The organism is Spongiactinospora sp. TRM90649 (assembly GCF_029382225.1).
In the GTDB taxonomy this organism is placed as follows: Bacteria; Actinomycetota; Actinomycetes; order Streptosporangiales; family Streptosporangiaceae; genus Spongiactinospora.
This window is the reverse complement of sequence record NZ_JARLTC010000015.1, coordinates 207,493-221,985: the sequence shown is the minus strand read 5'-3', so window position 1 is coordinate 221,985 and position 14,493 is coordinate 207,493. Positions and strand designations below refer to the sequence as shown.

The 14,493-nt window shown below is 66.0% G+C and carries 10 protein-coding genes and 1 tRNA gene; 4 read left to right on the top strand and 7 right to left on the bottom strand.

The features are described from left to right. Positions 1-44: 44 nt before the first annotated feature. From P3X83_RS20835 to P3X83_RS20825, 3 genes are all read right to left on the bottom strand, one after another. Positions 45-3,008, bottom strand: coding sequence for a hypothetical protein (locus tag P3X83_RS20835; RefSeq protein ID WP_277306805.1), 2,964 nt, complete (start codon positions 3,006-3,008; stop codon positions 45-47). A gap of 222 nt (positions 3,009-3,230) precedes the next feature. Beyond that, positions 3,231-4,211 (bottom strand): cation diffusion facilitator family transporter, encoded by a 981-nt coding sequence (locus P3X83_RS20830; RefSeq protein ID WP_277306804.1) that lies wholly within the window; start codon positions 4,209-4,211, stop codon positions 3,231-3,233. 340 nt (positions 4,212-4,551) lie between these two features. Beyond that, positions 4,552-4,633: transfer RNA gene (locus tag P3X83_RS20825), tRNA-Tyr, on the bottom strand. A 144-nt stretch (positions 4,634-4,777) separates the two neighbouring features. Here P3X83_RS20825 and P3X83_RS20820 point away from each other — a divergent pair. After that, positions 4,778-5,269, top strand: coding sequence for a YajQ family cyclic di-GMP-binding protein (locus P3X83_RS20820; RefSeq protein ID WP_277306803.1), 492 nt, complete (start codon positions 4,778-4,780; stop codon positions 5,267-5,269). 151 nt (positions 5,270-5,420) lie between these two features. Here the strand turns inward: P3X83_RS20820 and P3X83_RS20815 are convergent, their stop codons facing one another. Then, on the bottom strand, positions 5,421-6,260 hold the full coding sequence (locus tag P3X83_RS20815) for an SDR family oxidoreductase (RefSeq protein WP_277306802.1): 840 nt from the start codon (positions 6,258-6,260) through the stop codon (positions 5,421-5,423). A 7-nt stretch (positions 6,261-6,267) separates the two neighbouring features. On the opposite strand from P3X83_RS20815, the gene P3X83_RS20810 reads away from it, so the two are divergent. The 3 genes from P3X83_RS20810 to P3X83_RS20800 all read left to right on the top strand — a co-directional run bounded on the left by P3X83_RS20810 (position 6,268) and on the right by P3X83_RS20800 (position 10,167). Next, positions 6,268-7,302, top strand: a complete 1,035-nt coding sequence (locus P3X83_RS20810; RefSeq protein WP_277306801.1) for a LacI family DNA-binding transcriptional regulator — start codon at positions 6,268-6,270, stop codon at positions 7,300-7,302. Between the two features lie 174 nt (positions 7,303-7,476). Next, entirely contained in the window at positions 7,477-9,342 is a 1,866-nt protein-coding gene (locus tag P3X83_RS20805) for a potassium transporter TrkA (protein WP_277306800.1), read from the top strand. Positions 9,343-9,504: 162 nt separating this feature from the next. Continuing rightward, positions 9,505-10,167, top strand: coding sequence for a pyridoxamine 5'-phosphate oxidase family protein (locus P3X83_RS20800; protein ID WP_277306799.1), 663 nt, complete (start codon positions 9,505-9,507; stop codon positions 10,165-10,167). A gap of 38 nt (positions 10,168-10,205) precedes the next feature. Here P3X83_RS20800 and htpX read toward each other — a convergent pair whose 3' ends face one another. From htpX to P3X83_RS20785, 3 genes are all read right to left on the bottom strand, one after another. Beyond that, positions 10,206-11,057, bottom strand: coding sequence for a zinc metalloprotease HtpX (gene htpX / locus P3X83_RS20795; protein WP_277306798.1), 852 nt, complete (start codon positions 11,055-11,057; stop codon positions 10,206-10,208). Between the two features lie 86 nt (positions 11,058-11,143). Then, a complete protein-coding gene (locus tag P3X83_RS20790) occupies positions 11,144-12,793 on the bottom strand; it encodes an NADH-quinone oxidoreductase subunit N (protein ID WP_277306797.1) in 1,650 nt (549 codons plus the stop codon). Beyond that, positions 12,790-14,415, bottom strand: coding sequence for an NADH-quinone oxidoreductase subunit M (locus P3X83_RS20785; protein ID WP_277306796.1), 1,626 nt, complete (start codon positions 14,413-14,415; stop codon positions 12,790-12,792). The genes P3X83_RS20790 and P3X83_RS20785 overlap by 4 nt, the downstream gene beginning before the upstream one ends. Positions 14,416-14,493: the final 78 nt, after the last annotated feature.

Below are 14,493 nucleotides of genomic sequence, written 5' to 3'. Positions count from 1 at the left end.
AAGGTCAGCTTCGCCGCAAGCTCCCCGATTCGATCATGGACCAGTTACCCCACCAAGGTTGCGTGATGCACCACTAGATCCCCGACGATTGCCACCACGCGCGCAATAGCTATAGAAATGTTTTCGCGCTCGGATTGCTTGATTACTGAGGTCGCGAGTCGTTCAGCCTGTACCAGCAATTGTTGCGCTTCTTTTGACTGTCCAATTAAAGCCATTGCGTACGCTACAGAAACAAGTGCCGAAGCTTGCCGCTCGGGCTTCCCTATTTCCCGAGCAGTGACCGCAGCCCTCTCTACTATATCTACGGAAGCTCGATCATCACCATGCTGCTTTGCTGTGCGAGCTACGTCGGCAAGCGCTTGGGCGCGGACGGTACGATTCGAGATTGCGCTAGCAACTTCAAGTCCTAGACGTGTTCTACCGGTATTGGCAATCTCTATCGCGACTGCTGCAAGCGCTTGAGCGCGCTCTGACCAAGTGCTGATGGAGTTAGCGATATCTCTGGCTCGGCTCGCTTCGCCCAACACCGCGACTGCGCGCGCAACGACAGCAAGTACGGCCGCTTGTTGCGGTGGATCGGCTAACAAGTTGGCCGATTCCTCTGCTAGGACTATGAGATCGTTGGCTCGCGGATCTTTGGCCTCAGCAAAAGCGCGCGCGACTACTGCATACCCGTTGGCCCGCTGAAACGGATCTGTCACACTGGTTATGGCCTGTTCAGCTTGACTGCCAATAATCTTTGCTCTCTCAATTTTATTGGCGACCACTAATTCATGAACAACGGCCGCAAGTGCTCGAACACGCCGGGATGGGTTAGTTATAGAACGAGCTAGCGCTTCTGCTCTGCTGGGACTTCCAAGTTGAACCCACACTCCGGGGAGATTGACCGGCAGATTTTCATTTCTTTCGACAAGTTTGGCGCGATGCAGGGCAAGCCGAGTCATCTGCACCAAGTTCGGTACGGGTTGACTAGCGAGGGCTTCTTGAGCCAATGTAATCTCGGTAAGTGCGGCGATATCGCCGCCAATTACATCAAGCATCCGATCATGGCGCTTCGCATCAGTGGCGTACGCAACCATTCGCCGGACATCGCTTATGCTGATTAACAACCTGAAGTAGCCGCGTAGAAGATATTCAGGAGTGTCAATGGGCCAGTCTTGATCCCTATATTTATCCGCCCACGAGTGCAACATCTCCCTGTACAATTCCAGCCGATTCGCGCCTATGAAACTTTCCGCCTGCTGCTGGAGTTCCTCGTGAGCAAGCAGGTAGACAGTAGTATTAGGACGCCAACGTCCAACTCGAGGAGAAAAAGTACGACCTGACACTGCTGTTAAGTGGTCCTCAATTTCCCAGGCCGACAGGCCGGTCAGCTCGGCCAAATCGTCTCCGGATAGTCCACCTCCAGCAGTGGCGAGTATGCCAAGTAGGTCCTGTTCCGCCGCAGTGCCGCGAAGAAGGCGCTTTAGTTCGCGCTCCGCATCTTGACGTACTACCTCGGCATGCGGGGAGGTTGGCAATGTGCGTATAATGGTCGGTCGACGCAACGGATGATCGTCGGCTACATCAGAAGGAATAGGAGGATTCGGCCGACCGGAAACTATCACGCGCATACCGCCCGGCGGGTCAGCTGGCAGCATCGCGGCAATGCTGTGTGCGTCAGGGCCTGTGGTCACGCCGAGATCCTCATCAAGTCCATCAACGACAAGAACGAGGCGTTCACCCTTATCTTGGCAGGATTGAGCAGCACGGGTTAGCGAGGCCAACAGGTGGGCCTCTCGAGTGGCATCCGATAGCAGCACAGGCATCGGCTCACCAGTTATCTCTAATGCCTGCTCGAGGACAACATCGGCAAAGGCGTTGCGGTCACCCTGACCGGCGAGTCGCGCTGTAATGAAGAATGACACCACTTGTATGCCGGGCGGAGGGTTCAACGTGAAAGATGAAAGTAGGGCCGATTTCCCGGCCCACGCCGGGGCGCGCAGCCATAAGTAGGAATCGGATTCCAGTGCAGTGCAGAACTCTGCAAGATGAGAAACTTCATGCTCCCGCGATAGCAGGTCTCGTGGGGCAATGCGCCGCACCTGAGATAGGTACTCTGACCGTACTTCAGGAGCAGATTCCGTCCTGGCTTGACGGTAAGTTGCTGCAGCATCTTGTGAGTCCTGCACTGAAGCGTCATAACGATTACTGCCATGAGCGGGAGGTTGCCTCAACTCGCCGTTCAGGTCGCGGCGTAGTGTGGTGTTATTTTTTGTTGCTGCTGCAGGAGCGTACCGTCCTACAAGCTCAGCAAGACGGCTGAACAGCTTACTAGCTGCATCAGCGCTACCCGCTTTTGTGTGTCCTCGAAGACGTGCGACTGCACTCGAACGATCGGTTTCATCGATTCCTTCCAAGCGAAGCTCACGCAGGCGTAAAGCCGCGAGAAGTAGCCATGTCAGTCTGCTTGTAGAAGACAGTTTCGTGTCGAAGTCCGTCTTATGGGCAGCCGCCGCTACGAGTCTATCGAGATGCCTCAGCCTGTCCCTTACATAATGCGTGGTCCTACCTGGCCGAGCCACTTCCGCTCGAAATTGCTCCTCATCAATCACATCTCGGGCAATGTTGGCCAGCTCGCGCATCTGCTGCACATGAGTGTTAGGACTTGCGACTGTCAATGCTAGTCGCCATTCACCGGACGCTATTTCGAGCGGTCTATCATGAAGCACGCACAGGTAGGAACGAATCAAGTCAACTGATGGCCCGTCGCTCGGGACGAAAGATGGAGAACGCCGGACTCCTATTGAAACCTGGCGTTTCGTGCCATCTTCCAAGAGTCCTTTTACAACAACGTCGTCAACTGCGCTAAATGAACTAGCTTGAAAGGTGATCTCGACTGGGGTTGCGTCATCACCTAGCTCGGTGAGAGGATCGCCGGTCAAAAGGTGAGTTAGAAGCAATGCTCCATAGCGATGCTCCAGCACCGTCCCGCCACCGCCAGTCGCATATGGACTCGCCTCTCCCATGCCACCTCCGTAAGGAAGAGACTCGACTTCAGGGCGAGACTACGCCTAGGCGTAGATCTCTAGAAGACTACATGCGCCAAGTTTAGGGCGGTTCCCAGTTGGGGTCTCGACGCGGACCTACTGGACCCGCTTGGAAGTACGACGCGCTCTTCAACGATGTCCTGATCACCTGGTTCTGCTGCTCGTTGTATGCACTGGATGCGGGTCCGCTTCAGTTGGGACTCAGCGATGATCAAGCAAGGAAGCATGATGATCGACGCCGTTGGGGGCGTGTGGGTCTGCGTGGACATGGGCTGCTGACAAGCGAGGAATCGCATGGAACAAAGCATGCTCGACGTCTACAGCTACCTGGTGTGCTTGAAGGACCGTAGATTCGGCGCTCACGACCACAGAGCACTCTGCTCTCAGCCGATGACCGATCCACCGCAGGCGCGTCTCTCCTATGTCAAGCACACCAGGAGTCACGCGCAGCGCCGCTTCCGCGCGTTCCACCAAGGCCGGATCCACCGCGTCCATCAGGCGGCGACCGACCTCCAGCGCCGCCTGGCGCAGCACCGCGAGAATCATGACCGCGATCAGCAGGCCGACGACCGGGTCCGCCCATCCCCATCCGGCCATGGCACCACCGGCCGCGAGCAGGACGGCGAGCGAGGTGAGCGCGTCGGTACGGGCATGGAGCCCGTCCGCCACCAGTGCGGCCGAACCGATCTTCCGCCCGACCCGGATCCGGTACTGCGCGACCCACTGGTTGCCGATGAACCCGACGACAGCGGCACCGGCCACGGCCAGCAGGTTCGACACCGGGCGCGGGTGCATCAGGCGATCGATCGACTCATAGACGGCTAGGCCGGCGGAGGCGGCGATGACGAGGACGATGACGACGCCGACCAGGTCTTCGGCGCGCCCGTAGCCGTAGGTGTAGCGCCGGGTAGGTGCTCTGCGGCCGAGGATGAAGGCGATTCCGAGAGGGATGGCCGTCAGGGCGTCCGCCGCGTTGTGCATGGTGTCGCCGAGCAGCGCCACCGAGCCGGACACGGCCACGACCACAGCCTGAACGACGGTCGTGACTCCTAGGACGGCGAGCGAGATCCACAGGGCGCGCAGACCCTCGGCGCTGGTCTCCATCGCCGCATCGACCTTGTCCGCCGCTTCGTGGCTGTGCGGCCGAAGTGCGTGCCGTAGCCGCGACCAGCGGCGAGCCACATGGCCGTGTCCATGGCCGTGTCCATGGCCGTGACCATGATCGTGTCCATGATCGTGTCCATGATCGTGTCCATGGCCGTGGCCACTCGAAGCGGGGGGATGCGAGTGCGTCATACCAACGAGGATGACCCGAAATCCGCATTGCAGCACGTCAACACCAACGGACCGTGAGCTACTGCAAGACGTTCGCGGTCCGACAAGGTTAACGATCATGTCGAGAACTTGGCCGCGTATTGGCCGTGACTGGCCGTAGAGCACCGACGATGACCATGGACGGCCGGACACAACGAGATCGGCCCCTGACCGCATTTCCGCTGGTCAGGGGCCGATGTGGCTGGTGTGGCAGGTGCAAGGTTCGAACTTGCGTAGGCTGAGCCGACGGTTTTACAGACCGCTCCCTTTGGCCACTCGGGCAACCTGCCTGGTCGGCCGCTCTCGCGGCGACAGGTAGAAGAATAGCGGACTTCGGGGGCGGACGTGACACCGGTTTGTCCGGGGTGAGGTCCGTACTCTGATCGTCTGAGGTCGCTAAGGTCGGTAGGGACGGAGAGAGGACACCCACATCGATGGCCGATTCAAGTTTCGACATCGTCAGCAAGATCGACCGACAGGAGGTCGACAACGCGCTGAACCAGACGGTCAAGGAAATCGGGCACCGGTTCGACTTCAAGGGGACCGGGGCGAGCATCAGTTGGTCGGGCCAGAAAGATATCGAGGTCAAGGCCAACAGTGAGGAGCGGGCGGGCGCCGTACTTGACGTGTTCAAGGACAAGATGGTCAAGCGGGGCCTGTCGCTGAAGGTGCTGGACGCCGGGGAGCCCAAGCTGTCGGGCAAGGAGTACCGCCTGGTGATCGCGCTCAAGGAGGGCATCGACCAGGACAACGCCAAGAAGATCTCGAAGATCATCAGGGATGAGGGGCCGCGCGGCGTGAAGGCCCAGATCCAGGGTGAGGAACTGCGGGTCAGCTCCAAGAAGAAGGACGAGCTGCAGGACGTGATCAGCCTGCTCAAGGGCAAGGATCTCGACATCGCGCTGCAGTTCCTGAACTACCGCTGACGAGCGGTGCTGTGTGGCTTTGTCCTGCGGGTTCCCTTAGGTCCCCTGAGGGCAGAGCGCAGGCACCCTTCGAGCATTCGGGCTCACGGCCGCCTCGGGCGGCCGTTCCCTTGCCGCGTACACCCCCCGCTCGTGACCGTGCCGCCCGATCTCATGCGCGGGCGTGCGACTCCGGGTCGTGGGCGAGGGCGGTACGTCCGCCGTCGACGGGGATGGTGGCGCCGGTGATGAAGGACGCGTCGGCGGAGAGCAGGTAGGCGACGGCGGCGGCGATCTCGCCGGGGCGGGCGGCGCGGCCGAGAGGGTGGAGGAGGCGCAGGTGCGCCTCGATGCGCCCTGCGTCTTCCGGTGTCGCGGCGGCGACGTGGCCGGCCTGGCGTTCGGTCGCGACGGAGCCGGGGGCGAGGGCGTTCACGCGGATGCCGCGCTCGCCGTACTCGACGGCCAGGGCTCTGGTCAGGCCCTCGATGGCGGCCTTGGCGGTGACGTACGGCGTGCAGCCCGGCACCGCCTGCCGCGCCTGGTGCGAGGTGATGTTGACGATCGCCCCCGGTGTCCCGGATGCCAGGAAGCTCCGGATCGCCGTCGCGCACCCGGCCACCGAGGCGTTGAGGTTGGCGGCGATGAGGCCGAGGACGTCGGCGACCGTCGTCTCGTGCACTGACGCGTCGCGGAAGACCGCCGCGTTGTTGACCCAGCCGTGCAGGACCATCCGCTGTGCGGACGCAGTGGCCGCCGCCCGTTCGGTGACCGCCGGGTCGGACGCGTCTCCTGTGACGGCGAAGGCGCGGGTGCGCGCAGGGTGGTCGGACAGCCAGGTGAGGGCGGACGGGTCGCGGTCGAGGGCGACCACCGCGTGCCCGTCGGCGAGGAGGCGTTCGGCGACGGCCCGGCCGATGCCGCGCGCCGCGCCCGTCACCACGTAGGAGCGCGTCATCATGTCGGCCTCCAGGCGAACTAGTTCGATCGAACTGTTTCGATAGCCTACCATCGGGTGGATGCGACGTCAGCCGACCATCCGCGAGGTCGCCGCCGAGGCGGGCGTGAGCGTCTCCACGGTCTCGCTGGCCCTCAACGTGCCCACCCGGGTGAGCCAGGCCACCAGGGAGAGGGTGCTGGCCGCGGTCGACACGCTCGGATTCGTACCGAAAGCCGATGCCGTCGCACGCGCCCGGCGCGGGGTCGGCCGGGTGGGCGTCATCGCGCCCTTCACGTCGTATCCGACCGTCGCCCGGCGGCTGAACGGCGTGCTGCGGGCCGTCGGCGCGCGTCCGGTCGAAATCGTGCTCTTCGACCAGGAGTCGGCCGCGCGCAGCGTGTCCCCGCTGCTGGGCAGCCTGCCGGTGACGGGACGGCTCGACGGCCTGATCGTCATCAGCCTGCCGCTGGAGGCCGAGGTGGCCGACCGCCTTGTTACGCAGCGGCTACCCACCGTTCTGGTCGATGTACGCCATCCCGGCTTCGACTCGGTCTATACCGACGACCACCTGGGCGGCCGGCTCGCCGCCGAGCACCTGCTGGCCCGGGGGCACCGCCGGTTCGGGTTCGTCGGCGAGGCGCAACGGTCCGGCCGGTACGTCTCGCCGTCGGAGCGGCGGCTGGCGGGTTTCCGCGCCGCCCTGGCCGACGCGGGTCACCCCCTCGGGCCCGGCGATGTACGGCTCGCCGCCCCCGGCTCCGGCGCGGCCCCCGCCGTACCACCGGCCACAGACCTGCTGACCAGGGCGGACGGCAGGCCCACCGCCGTGTTCGCCGCCGATGACACCCTCGCTGCCGGGGTGCTGCGGGCCGCGCGCGAGCTGGGCCTGTCCGTGCCGGGCGAGTTGGCGGTGATCGGGTTCGACGACGGCGAGGCGGCCGAGACCCTGGCCCTGACCACCGTGCGGCAGCCGCTTGCGGAGTCGGGCAACGCGGCGATGGAACGCCTGCTGCACCGCCTCGACCGGCGGAAGAACGGGCTCGACCTGGCCGGCTCCGCCGCGGTGCGCGAGGTCGAGCTCGGGCTGGACCTGATCGTTCGCGCTACGGCCTAGCCCATCCGGCATAGGCTGTCCCGCCCCCGGAGATACTTCACAAATTTCGCAAGCATCTGCAAGTCCTGCCGAGATGCTCTATTAGCTGTAATACCGGGGCTTATCTGGTGCGAGTGCGTCGCAATCGGATGTAGCTTGTCCGATTGGTGATCCGACGGGGAGGTATGGATCGGCGTGGCGCGGGCGACGTGGCGGGAACGCCTCAAATACTGGTTCGACAACACCATGGCCAGAGGCACGGTGGCGTTGATCGGCTGGCTCACGGCGGTCACCACCGGAGTGATCGTGCTGGTGAGCGCGCTCACCAGCTGGCTCACCCCGGCCGAGGCCGGCGAGAACAACGGTTTCGGCGGCATGCTCTGGATGACGCTGATGCACATGCTCAGCCCGGGCAAGGTCGCCAGTGACGAGGGCGGCGCGCTCTACCTGGCGCTCATGCTCACCGCCTCGCTTGGCGGCCTCCTCATCTTCAGCACCCTGGTCGGCGTGCTCGCCAACGGCCTGAAGAGCAGGATCGAGGACCTCCGCAAGGGCCGGTCGCGGGTCGTCGAGCGCGGGCACACCGTGATCCTCGGCTGGTCGGACCAGGTTTTCACGATCGCCGTCGAGCTGAGCAAGGCGCACGCCAGCCAGCGTGGCACGGTGATCGCGATCATGGCCGACGTGGACAAGGTCGCGATGGAGACGGAGCTCAAGGAGAAGGTCGGCGACCTCGGGCGCACCCGGGTGGTCTGCCGTACCGGGCGTCCGACCGAGCCCGCCGACCTGGAACTGATGAACCTGAACGTCGCCCGTTCGGTCGTGGTCCTGTCCCCGCAGGGGGACGATCCGGACGCGCACGTCATCAAGACCCTGCTGGCGCTGGCCAAACGCGCGGGCGATCACCCGCCCGTGGTGGCGTCCATCACCTCGTCCGGCAACATCGCGGCGGCCCGGCTGGCCGGCGGTCCCGACGTGCACCTCGTCGACTCCGACGACACCGCCTCGCGTCTCATCGTGCAGTCGTCCAGGCAGTCGGGGGTGTCCGTGGTCTGCATGGACCTGCTCAACTTCGACAACGGTGAGATCTATCTACGCCACGAGCCGAAGCTGACCGGCATGCCGTACGGCGAGTCGCTGCAGGCATACCAGACGGCGACCGTGATCGGGCTGCGCAGGCCGTCCGGTGTCATGCTCAACCCGCCGATGGACACGGTCATCACCGATGACGACCAGGTCATCATGATCGCGCAGGACGACTCACTGATCCGGCTCGGCAAGCCCGGGCACCGGGCGGACGAGGCGGCGATCGTGCTGGCCGAATCGTTGCCGGCGCGCCCGGAGCGCACCCTGCTGCTGAACTGGAACACGCGGGCCCGGCAGATCGTCCGGCAGATGGACGGATACGTCGCGCCGGGCTCGGTCCTCGACATCGCCGCCGCCCACCCGGACGCGGGCACCGGCCTGGACGGCCTGCGCAACCTGACGGTGAACGTCAAGGAGTGCGACACCATCGACCGCTACGCGCTGGAGTCCCTGGGAGCGGGCGTCTACGAGCACGTGATCGTCCTGTCCGACGACCGGTACGGCGGGCAGCACGCCGACACCCGCACGCTGATGACGTTGCTCCAGCTCAGAGACATGCAGGCGGTGCTGGCCGAGCGCTACTCGATCGTCAGCGAGATGCACGACGAGAACAACCGGACGCTCGCCGAGGTGACCAAGGCCGACGACATCGTGATCAGCGACACGGTGATCGGCCTGCTGCTGGCCCAGCTCGCCGAGAGCCGCCACCTGGCCGAGGTCTTCGGTTACCTCTTCGACTCCCGCGGCTCGGAGATCTACCCCCGCCCGGCCCAGGACTACGTCCGGCCGGACACCTCCGTGACGTTCACCACCGTGATCGAGTCGGCCCGCCGCCGCGGCGAGACGGCCATCGGCTACCGCCTGGGAGCCAAGGTCAACGAGGCCCCCGCTTACGGGGTCACCCTCAATCCCGATAAATCCCAAGAGATCACACTGACCGAGGACGACTACGTCATCGTCCTCGCGGAAAGCTGAGGGACTACCGGGCCACCCGGGGCCGCCAAAGTCAGGTAGGAGCATGGGCGGTGGCCACTCGGACGCTGCCGAGATCGGGTGACAGCGTGGTGTGCGCTGCGGGTTCGTGGCTTCCTGCACTCCCGCGGACGTCTGGCCGGGAGCGGTCATCCGCCCGGATACGTGAACGCGACGCTCCAGGAAGCCCGCGGGGCTTCCGCCATCTGGACGGAACGTCGGGCGGGACGATGGTCCAGGTACTTTCTCTTTATGGGGAAAGTTTACGAAGGCCTGACCGACCGCCTGCGTTCATTCATCTCCGAGCAGCCCATCTACTTCGTGGCGACGGCCCCTCAAGAGGGCGGTCACGTCAATGTCTCTCCCAAGGGACATGCCGACACGTTCACCATCATTGACGACACCACTGTGGCCTACCTCGATCTAGAAGGCAGCGGTGTCGAGACCATCGCGCATCTGCGGGACAACGGGCGGATCACCGTCATGTTCTGTGCCTTCTCCGGGCCGCCGAAGATCCTCCGGCTGTACGGCACCGGCCGGGTCGTCACGCCGCACGATCCGGAGTTCACCGATCTGATCAAGCGGTTCGGGCCGCACCCCGGGGTGCGCACGATCATCGTGGTGGACTGCGAGCGGGTCGCCGATTCCTGCGGCTTCGCCGTTCCCGTCATGAACCATGACAAGGACCGCACGCTGCTCGACGACCTGAGTGGGCGGACGGACACCGTGACCCGCCGGGTTCAGCGGGCCACGAACGACCGGGAGAGCATCGACGGGCTGCTCGCGCTACGCGCGAACGAGACCGACCCGATTCATCAGCATTCCTGACAGCACACCCCCACTCGGGCGCTCAGGCGCACACGCACTCAGCGGCGGTAGCCCGCCATCCGCTCCAGGCGGGCGACCCGGTCGGACGTGGGCGGGTGGGTGGAGAAGAGACGGCCGAGGCCCGCGCCGCGGAACGGGTTGGCGATCATCAGGTGCGAGGCGGAGGCGAGGCGGCCGTTCTCGGGGAGCGGCAGTTCGCGGCTGCCCAGCTCGATCTTCCGCAGCGCGCTCGCCAGGGCGAGCGGGTCGCCGGTGAGCCGCGCGCCCGATTCATCGGCCTGGTACTCGCGGGAGCGGGAGATCGCCATCTGGATCATGCCCGCCGCCATCGGCCCGAGGATCATCATGAGCAGCGCGCCCAGGAAGCCGGGGCCCTCGTCGTCGTCGGAGCCGCCGAAGAAGACGCCGATGTAACCCAGGTACGTGATCATGGTGGCCAGCGCGGCGGCGACCGACGAGATGAGGATGTCGCGGTTGTAGACGTGGGACAGCTCGTGGCCGATGACCCCGCGCAGTTCACGCTCGTTGAGAAGCTGGGTGATGCCGTACGTCACGCACACGGCCGCGTTGCGCGGGTTGCGGCCGGTCGCGAAGGCGTTCGGCTGCATGGTGGGCGAGACGTAGAGGCGCGGCATGGGCTGCTTGGCCTCGGTCGAGAGTTCCCTGACGATCCGGTACAGGGCCGGCTGCTCGACCTCGCCCACGGGACGGGCCCGCATGGCCGACAGGGCGATCCGGTCGGAGAAGAAGTAGGCGATCAGGTTCGCCGCCACCGCGACGACGAGCGCGATCTGAACCCCGGTTCCTCCCCCCAGCCAGGCGCCGACCAGGAGGATCAACGCTGAAAGCGCTCCAAGGAGGACCGCGGTCCGCAGACCGTTGTGGTGCATGGTGGCTCCCCCCTTCGCATGGGTCCGTTCTCCGTGGGCTCGACTGGTTCAACGCCCAGCGGTATGCCGATCGTTCCCAGACGTGGTCAGTCGGGAGCGGACAGCGACCCTGGAAGGAGATCGAGGACGGCCTGCGGCGCGACGGAGAAGGCGATGGCGACGGCCAATGCGACCACGATGGCGATCGCGATCGGGGTCGTGCGGGCAGGCGGGGCGGTGACCTCCCGGGTAGGGGTGTCGGGGGTGAACAGACGGGCGGTCCAGGCAATGTAGTAGTAAAGGCCGATCACGGTGTTGACCGCCATGACGACGGCGAGCACGGCCCCGCCGCCCTGAACGAGTTCGCGGAACACCACGATCTTGGCGAACAGACCCGCCAGCCCCGGGGGCAGCCCGGCCAGGCAGACCAGGCAGAAGCCCAGCGCCACTGCGGTCATCGGACTGCGGAAGGCGAGCCCCCGGTAGTCGTCGAGCTCGTTTCGCTCACTCCGCCGTGACACCAGCATCGCCACGGCGAAGGCCCCGAGGTTCATCGCGGCGTAGAACACCAGGTAGGCGAGCGACGCGGCGGCGGCCGAACCCGTGCCGCTCGCCGAGCCCACCGCGGCCACGCCGAGCGGCGCGAGGATGTATCCGGACTGCGCCACCGACGACCAGGCGAGCAGCCGTACGGCGTGCCGCTGGCGCAACGCCAGCAGGTTGCCGACGGTCATGGTCAGCCCGGCGAGGATGGCGACCATCGGGCCCCAGAGGTCCGCCTGGCCGCCCAGCGCGACGACGAGAAGCAGGATGAGCCCGGCGAATCCGGCCGCCTTGGAGATCACCGACAGGAGGGCCGCGACCGGTACGGGCGCCCCCTGGTAGACGTCACCGGCCCAGGAGTGGAACGGTACCGCCGCGACCTTGAAGGCGAACCCGGCGACCACCAGCACGACGGCGACCACCGCCACGGGGCGCGGCTCGGGCCCGACGTCGAGATGGTCTAGATAGACCGAACCGGTCAGGCCGTAGAGGAGGGAGACGCCGAACAGCATCACGGCGGTGGAGACCACCGAGACGAGGAACAGCTTGAGCGCCGCCTCAGACGCCCGGCCGTCGTAACGGCGGAGCGCGGTGAGCGCGAAGATCGGCAGGGACACGATCTCCAGGGCGACGACGAGCGTGATCAGGTCGCGTGAGGCGGGGAGCAGGACGGCGCCGGTGATCGTGCACAGCAGCAGGAAATACCACTCGCCGACGGGGATCCGGCCGTCGGCCAGCTCGGACATCGACAGCAGGGTGACGACCACGGCGGACACCAGCACCAGCCCGGCGACCACCAGGGTGAAGGCGTCGATGACGAACGAGCACGGGGCGGGCCCACCGCCGGTCACGAGCGCCTGCGGGACGCAGAACGTGCGACGGGTGCCGCCGTCGATCGCCTGGACCACGACGACGGCGAGCGCCCCGAGCACTCCGGCCATGGTGACCAGCCCGAGGAGGCTCCGGCCTCGGGAGGCGTGCGGCCGGCCGTCGCCGTTCGCGCTGCCCGCGGTGGAGGTGGCGGAGCTGGCGGAGGCGCCGTTCGGACGGGCGGGCGGGCTCCCCGCCCCGGCGCGCGCGAGAACCCGGGGAACCGCTTCGGCGGCGTGCGGGGACGGGCGGGGCAGGAAGGCGTCGAGCAGCAGGACGAGCGCGGCCGTCAGCGCGAGGATCAGGGGAGCGGCGAGGGCGGCGTAGTCGATCGACTGGATCATGACACCCCCAGGATGGCCTGGACCACCGGCGTGGTGAGCGTGAGAAGCGCCTTGGGCCACAGCCCGAACAGCACGATCAGAACGACCAGCGGCACCCATGCGGCCAACTCGAACCCACGCACATCAGGCATCGCCTCACCACCATCAGCAGGCGGTGCCACCACCGCCACCGCCGTTGATGGCGCGACGAGGGTGGGGGACGCCGGCGATGTGACGGGTTCGCGGGCGGGTGCTGTGGCGGGATTGTCAGTGGGGAACGCGGAGGGGGCGGGGGTGTCGGGGTGGCCGTGGGTTAGGCGGGAGAGCATGACCAGGAAGTAGGCGGCGGTGAGGACCGCGCCTATGCCGGCGATGGACATGAAGGTCAGGTAGAGGGGGCGGGACAGGCCGGGGGCCGGGGTGAAGGCGCCCAGGAGGGCGAGCATTTCGCCCCAGAAGCCGGCTAGGCCGGGGATGCCCAGGGAGGCGATGCAGGCGAAGGTCAGCAGGGCGCCGAGGCGGGGGATCCGGGCGAGCATGCCGCCGCCCATGGTCGGCATGTCGGCCGTGCCGTAGCGCTCCTTGATCGCTCCGGCCAGGAAGAAGAGCAGGCCGGTGATCAGGCCGTGGGCGATGTTGCCGAAGAGGGCCGCGTTGATGCCGACGGGGGTGAGGGTCGCGAATCCGAGCAGGACGAAGCCCATGTGGCCCACCGAGGAGTAGGCGATCATGCGTTTCAGGTCGTGCTGGGCGAGGCAGGCCAGCGCTCCGTAGATGATGCCGACCACGGCGAACGCGCCCAGCCATGGTGCGGCGGCCGACGCGCCCTCGGGGAGGATCGGGATCGCGATGCGCGCGAAGCCATACGTGCCCATTTTCAGCAGTACGCCCGCGAGCAGGACCGAACCGACGGTGGGCGCCTCGGTGTGGGCGTCGGGGAGCCAGGTGTGCAGCGGCCACATCGGGGTCTTCACGGCGAGGCCGACGCCGATGGCGGCGAACGCGAGGATCTGGATCGCCCGGGGCATGCCGGCGCCGTGCGCACGGGCCAGGGCGACCATGTCGAGCGTGCCGGTCTGCGCCCAGATCAGCAGCAGGCCGAGCAGCAGGACCACCGAGCCGAGCAGCGTGTACAGGATGAACTTGACCGCCGCCGCGCGGCGGGCCTGGCCGCCCCAGATGGCGATCACGAAGTACATCGGGATCAGCACGACCTCGAAGAACACGAAGAACAGCAGCAGGTCGAGCGCCAGGAAGGTGCCGAGCATGCCGACTTCGAGGATCAGGAGCGCGAAGAGCAGTGCGCGTGGACGCCTGCTGCCCGTGCCGGACAGGTAGATGAAACAGAGGAAGGTCAGCAGCGCGGTCAGCACGATGAGCGGCAGCGAGATGCCGTCCACTCCCAGGTGGAAGCGGAGGGCCAGGCCGGGCGCCCACGGCCGGTCGATGGCGAACTGCACACGCGCCGGGTTTCCGTGATCGAAGAGGACGGCGAGCAGGACGGCCAGCGCCAGCGTCACGCCGGAGACCGTCAGGCCGTACCACCGCAGGGCCCGCTCGGAGGCGGGCACTCCCCCGCGCGGGACGAGGGCCAGCGCCCCCAGCAGCGGAACCCCGAGAATCGCGATGGGCAGCCAGCTCATCGTTGTCTCCGGGGGAGGAATCGGGAGCGTGGAGAGGCCGTCAGGGTTGAAGCGGTGAGGTGACCTGGCGCTTTTCGA

What these genes read in the sequence shown, in the direction of transcription:
- P3X83_RS20810 (WP_277306801.1), top strand. Translation starts at nt 6,268, where the DNA reads ATGCGACGTCAGCCGACCATCCGCGAGGTCGCCGCCGAGGCGGGCGTG.
- P3X83_RS20790 (WP_277306797.1), bottom strand. Translation starts at nt 12,793, where the DNA reads ATGATCCAGTCGATCGACTACGCCGCCCTCGCCGCTCCCCTGATCCTC.
- P3X83_RS20820 (WP_277306803.1), top strand. Translation starts at nt 4,778, where the DNA reads ATGGCCGATTCAAGTTTCGACATCGTCAGCAAGATCGACCGACAGGAG.
- P3X83_RS20835 (WP_277306805.1), bottom strand. Translation starts at nt 3,008, where the DNA reads ATGGGAGAGGCGAGTCCATATGCGACTGGCGGTGGCGGGACGGTGCTG.
- P3X83_RS20785 (WP_277306796.1), bottom strand. Translation starts at nt 14,415, where the DNA reads ATGAGCTGGCTGCCCATCGCGATTCTCGGGGTTCCGCTGCTGGGGGCG.
- P3X83_RS20815 (WP_277306802.1), bottom strand. Translation starts at nt 6,260, where the DNA reads ATGGTAGGCTATCGAAACAGTTCGATCGAACTAGTTCGCCTGGAGGCC.
- htpX (WP_277306798.1), bottom strand. Translation starts at nt 11,057, where the DNA reads ATGCACCACAACGGTCTGCGGACCGCGGTCCTCCTTGGAGCGCTTTCA.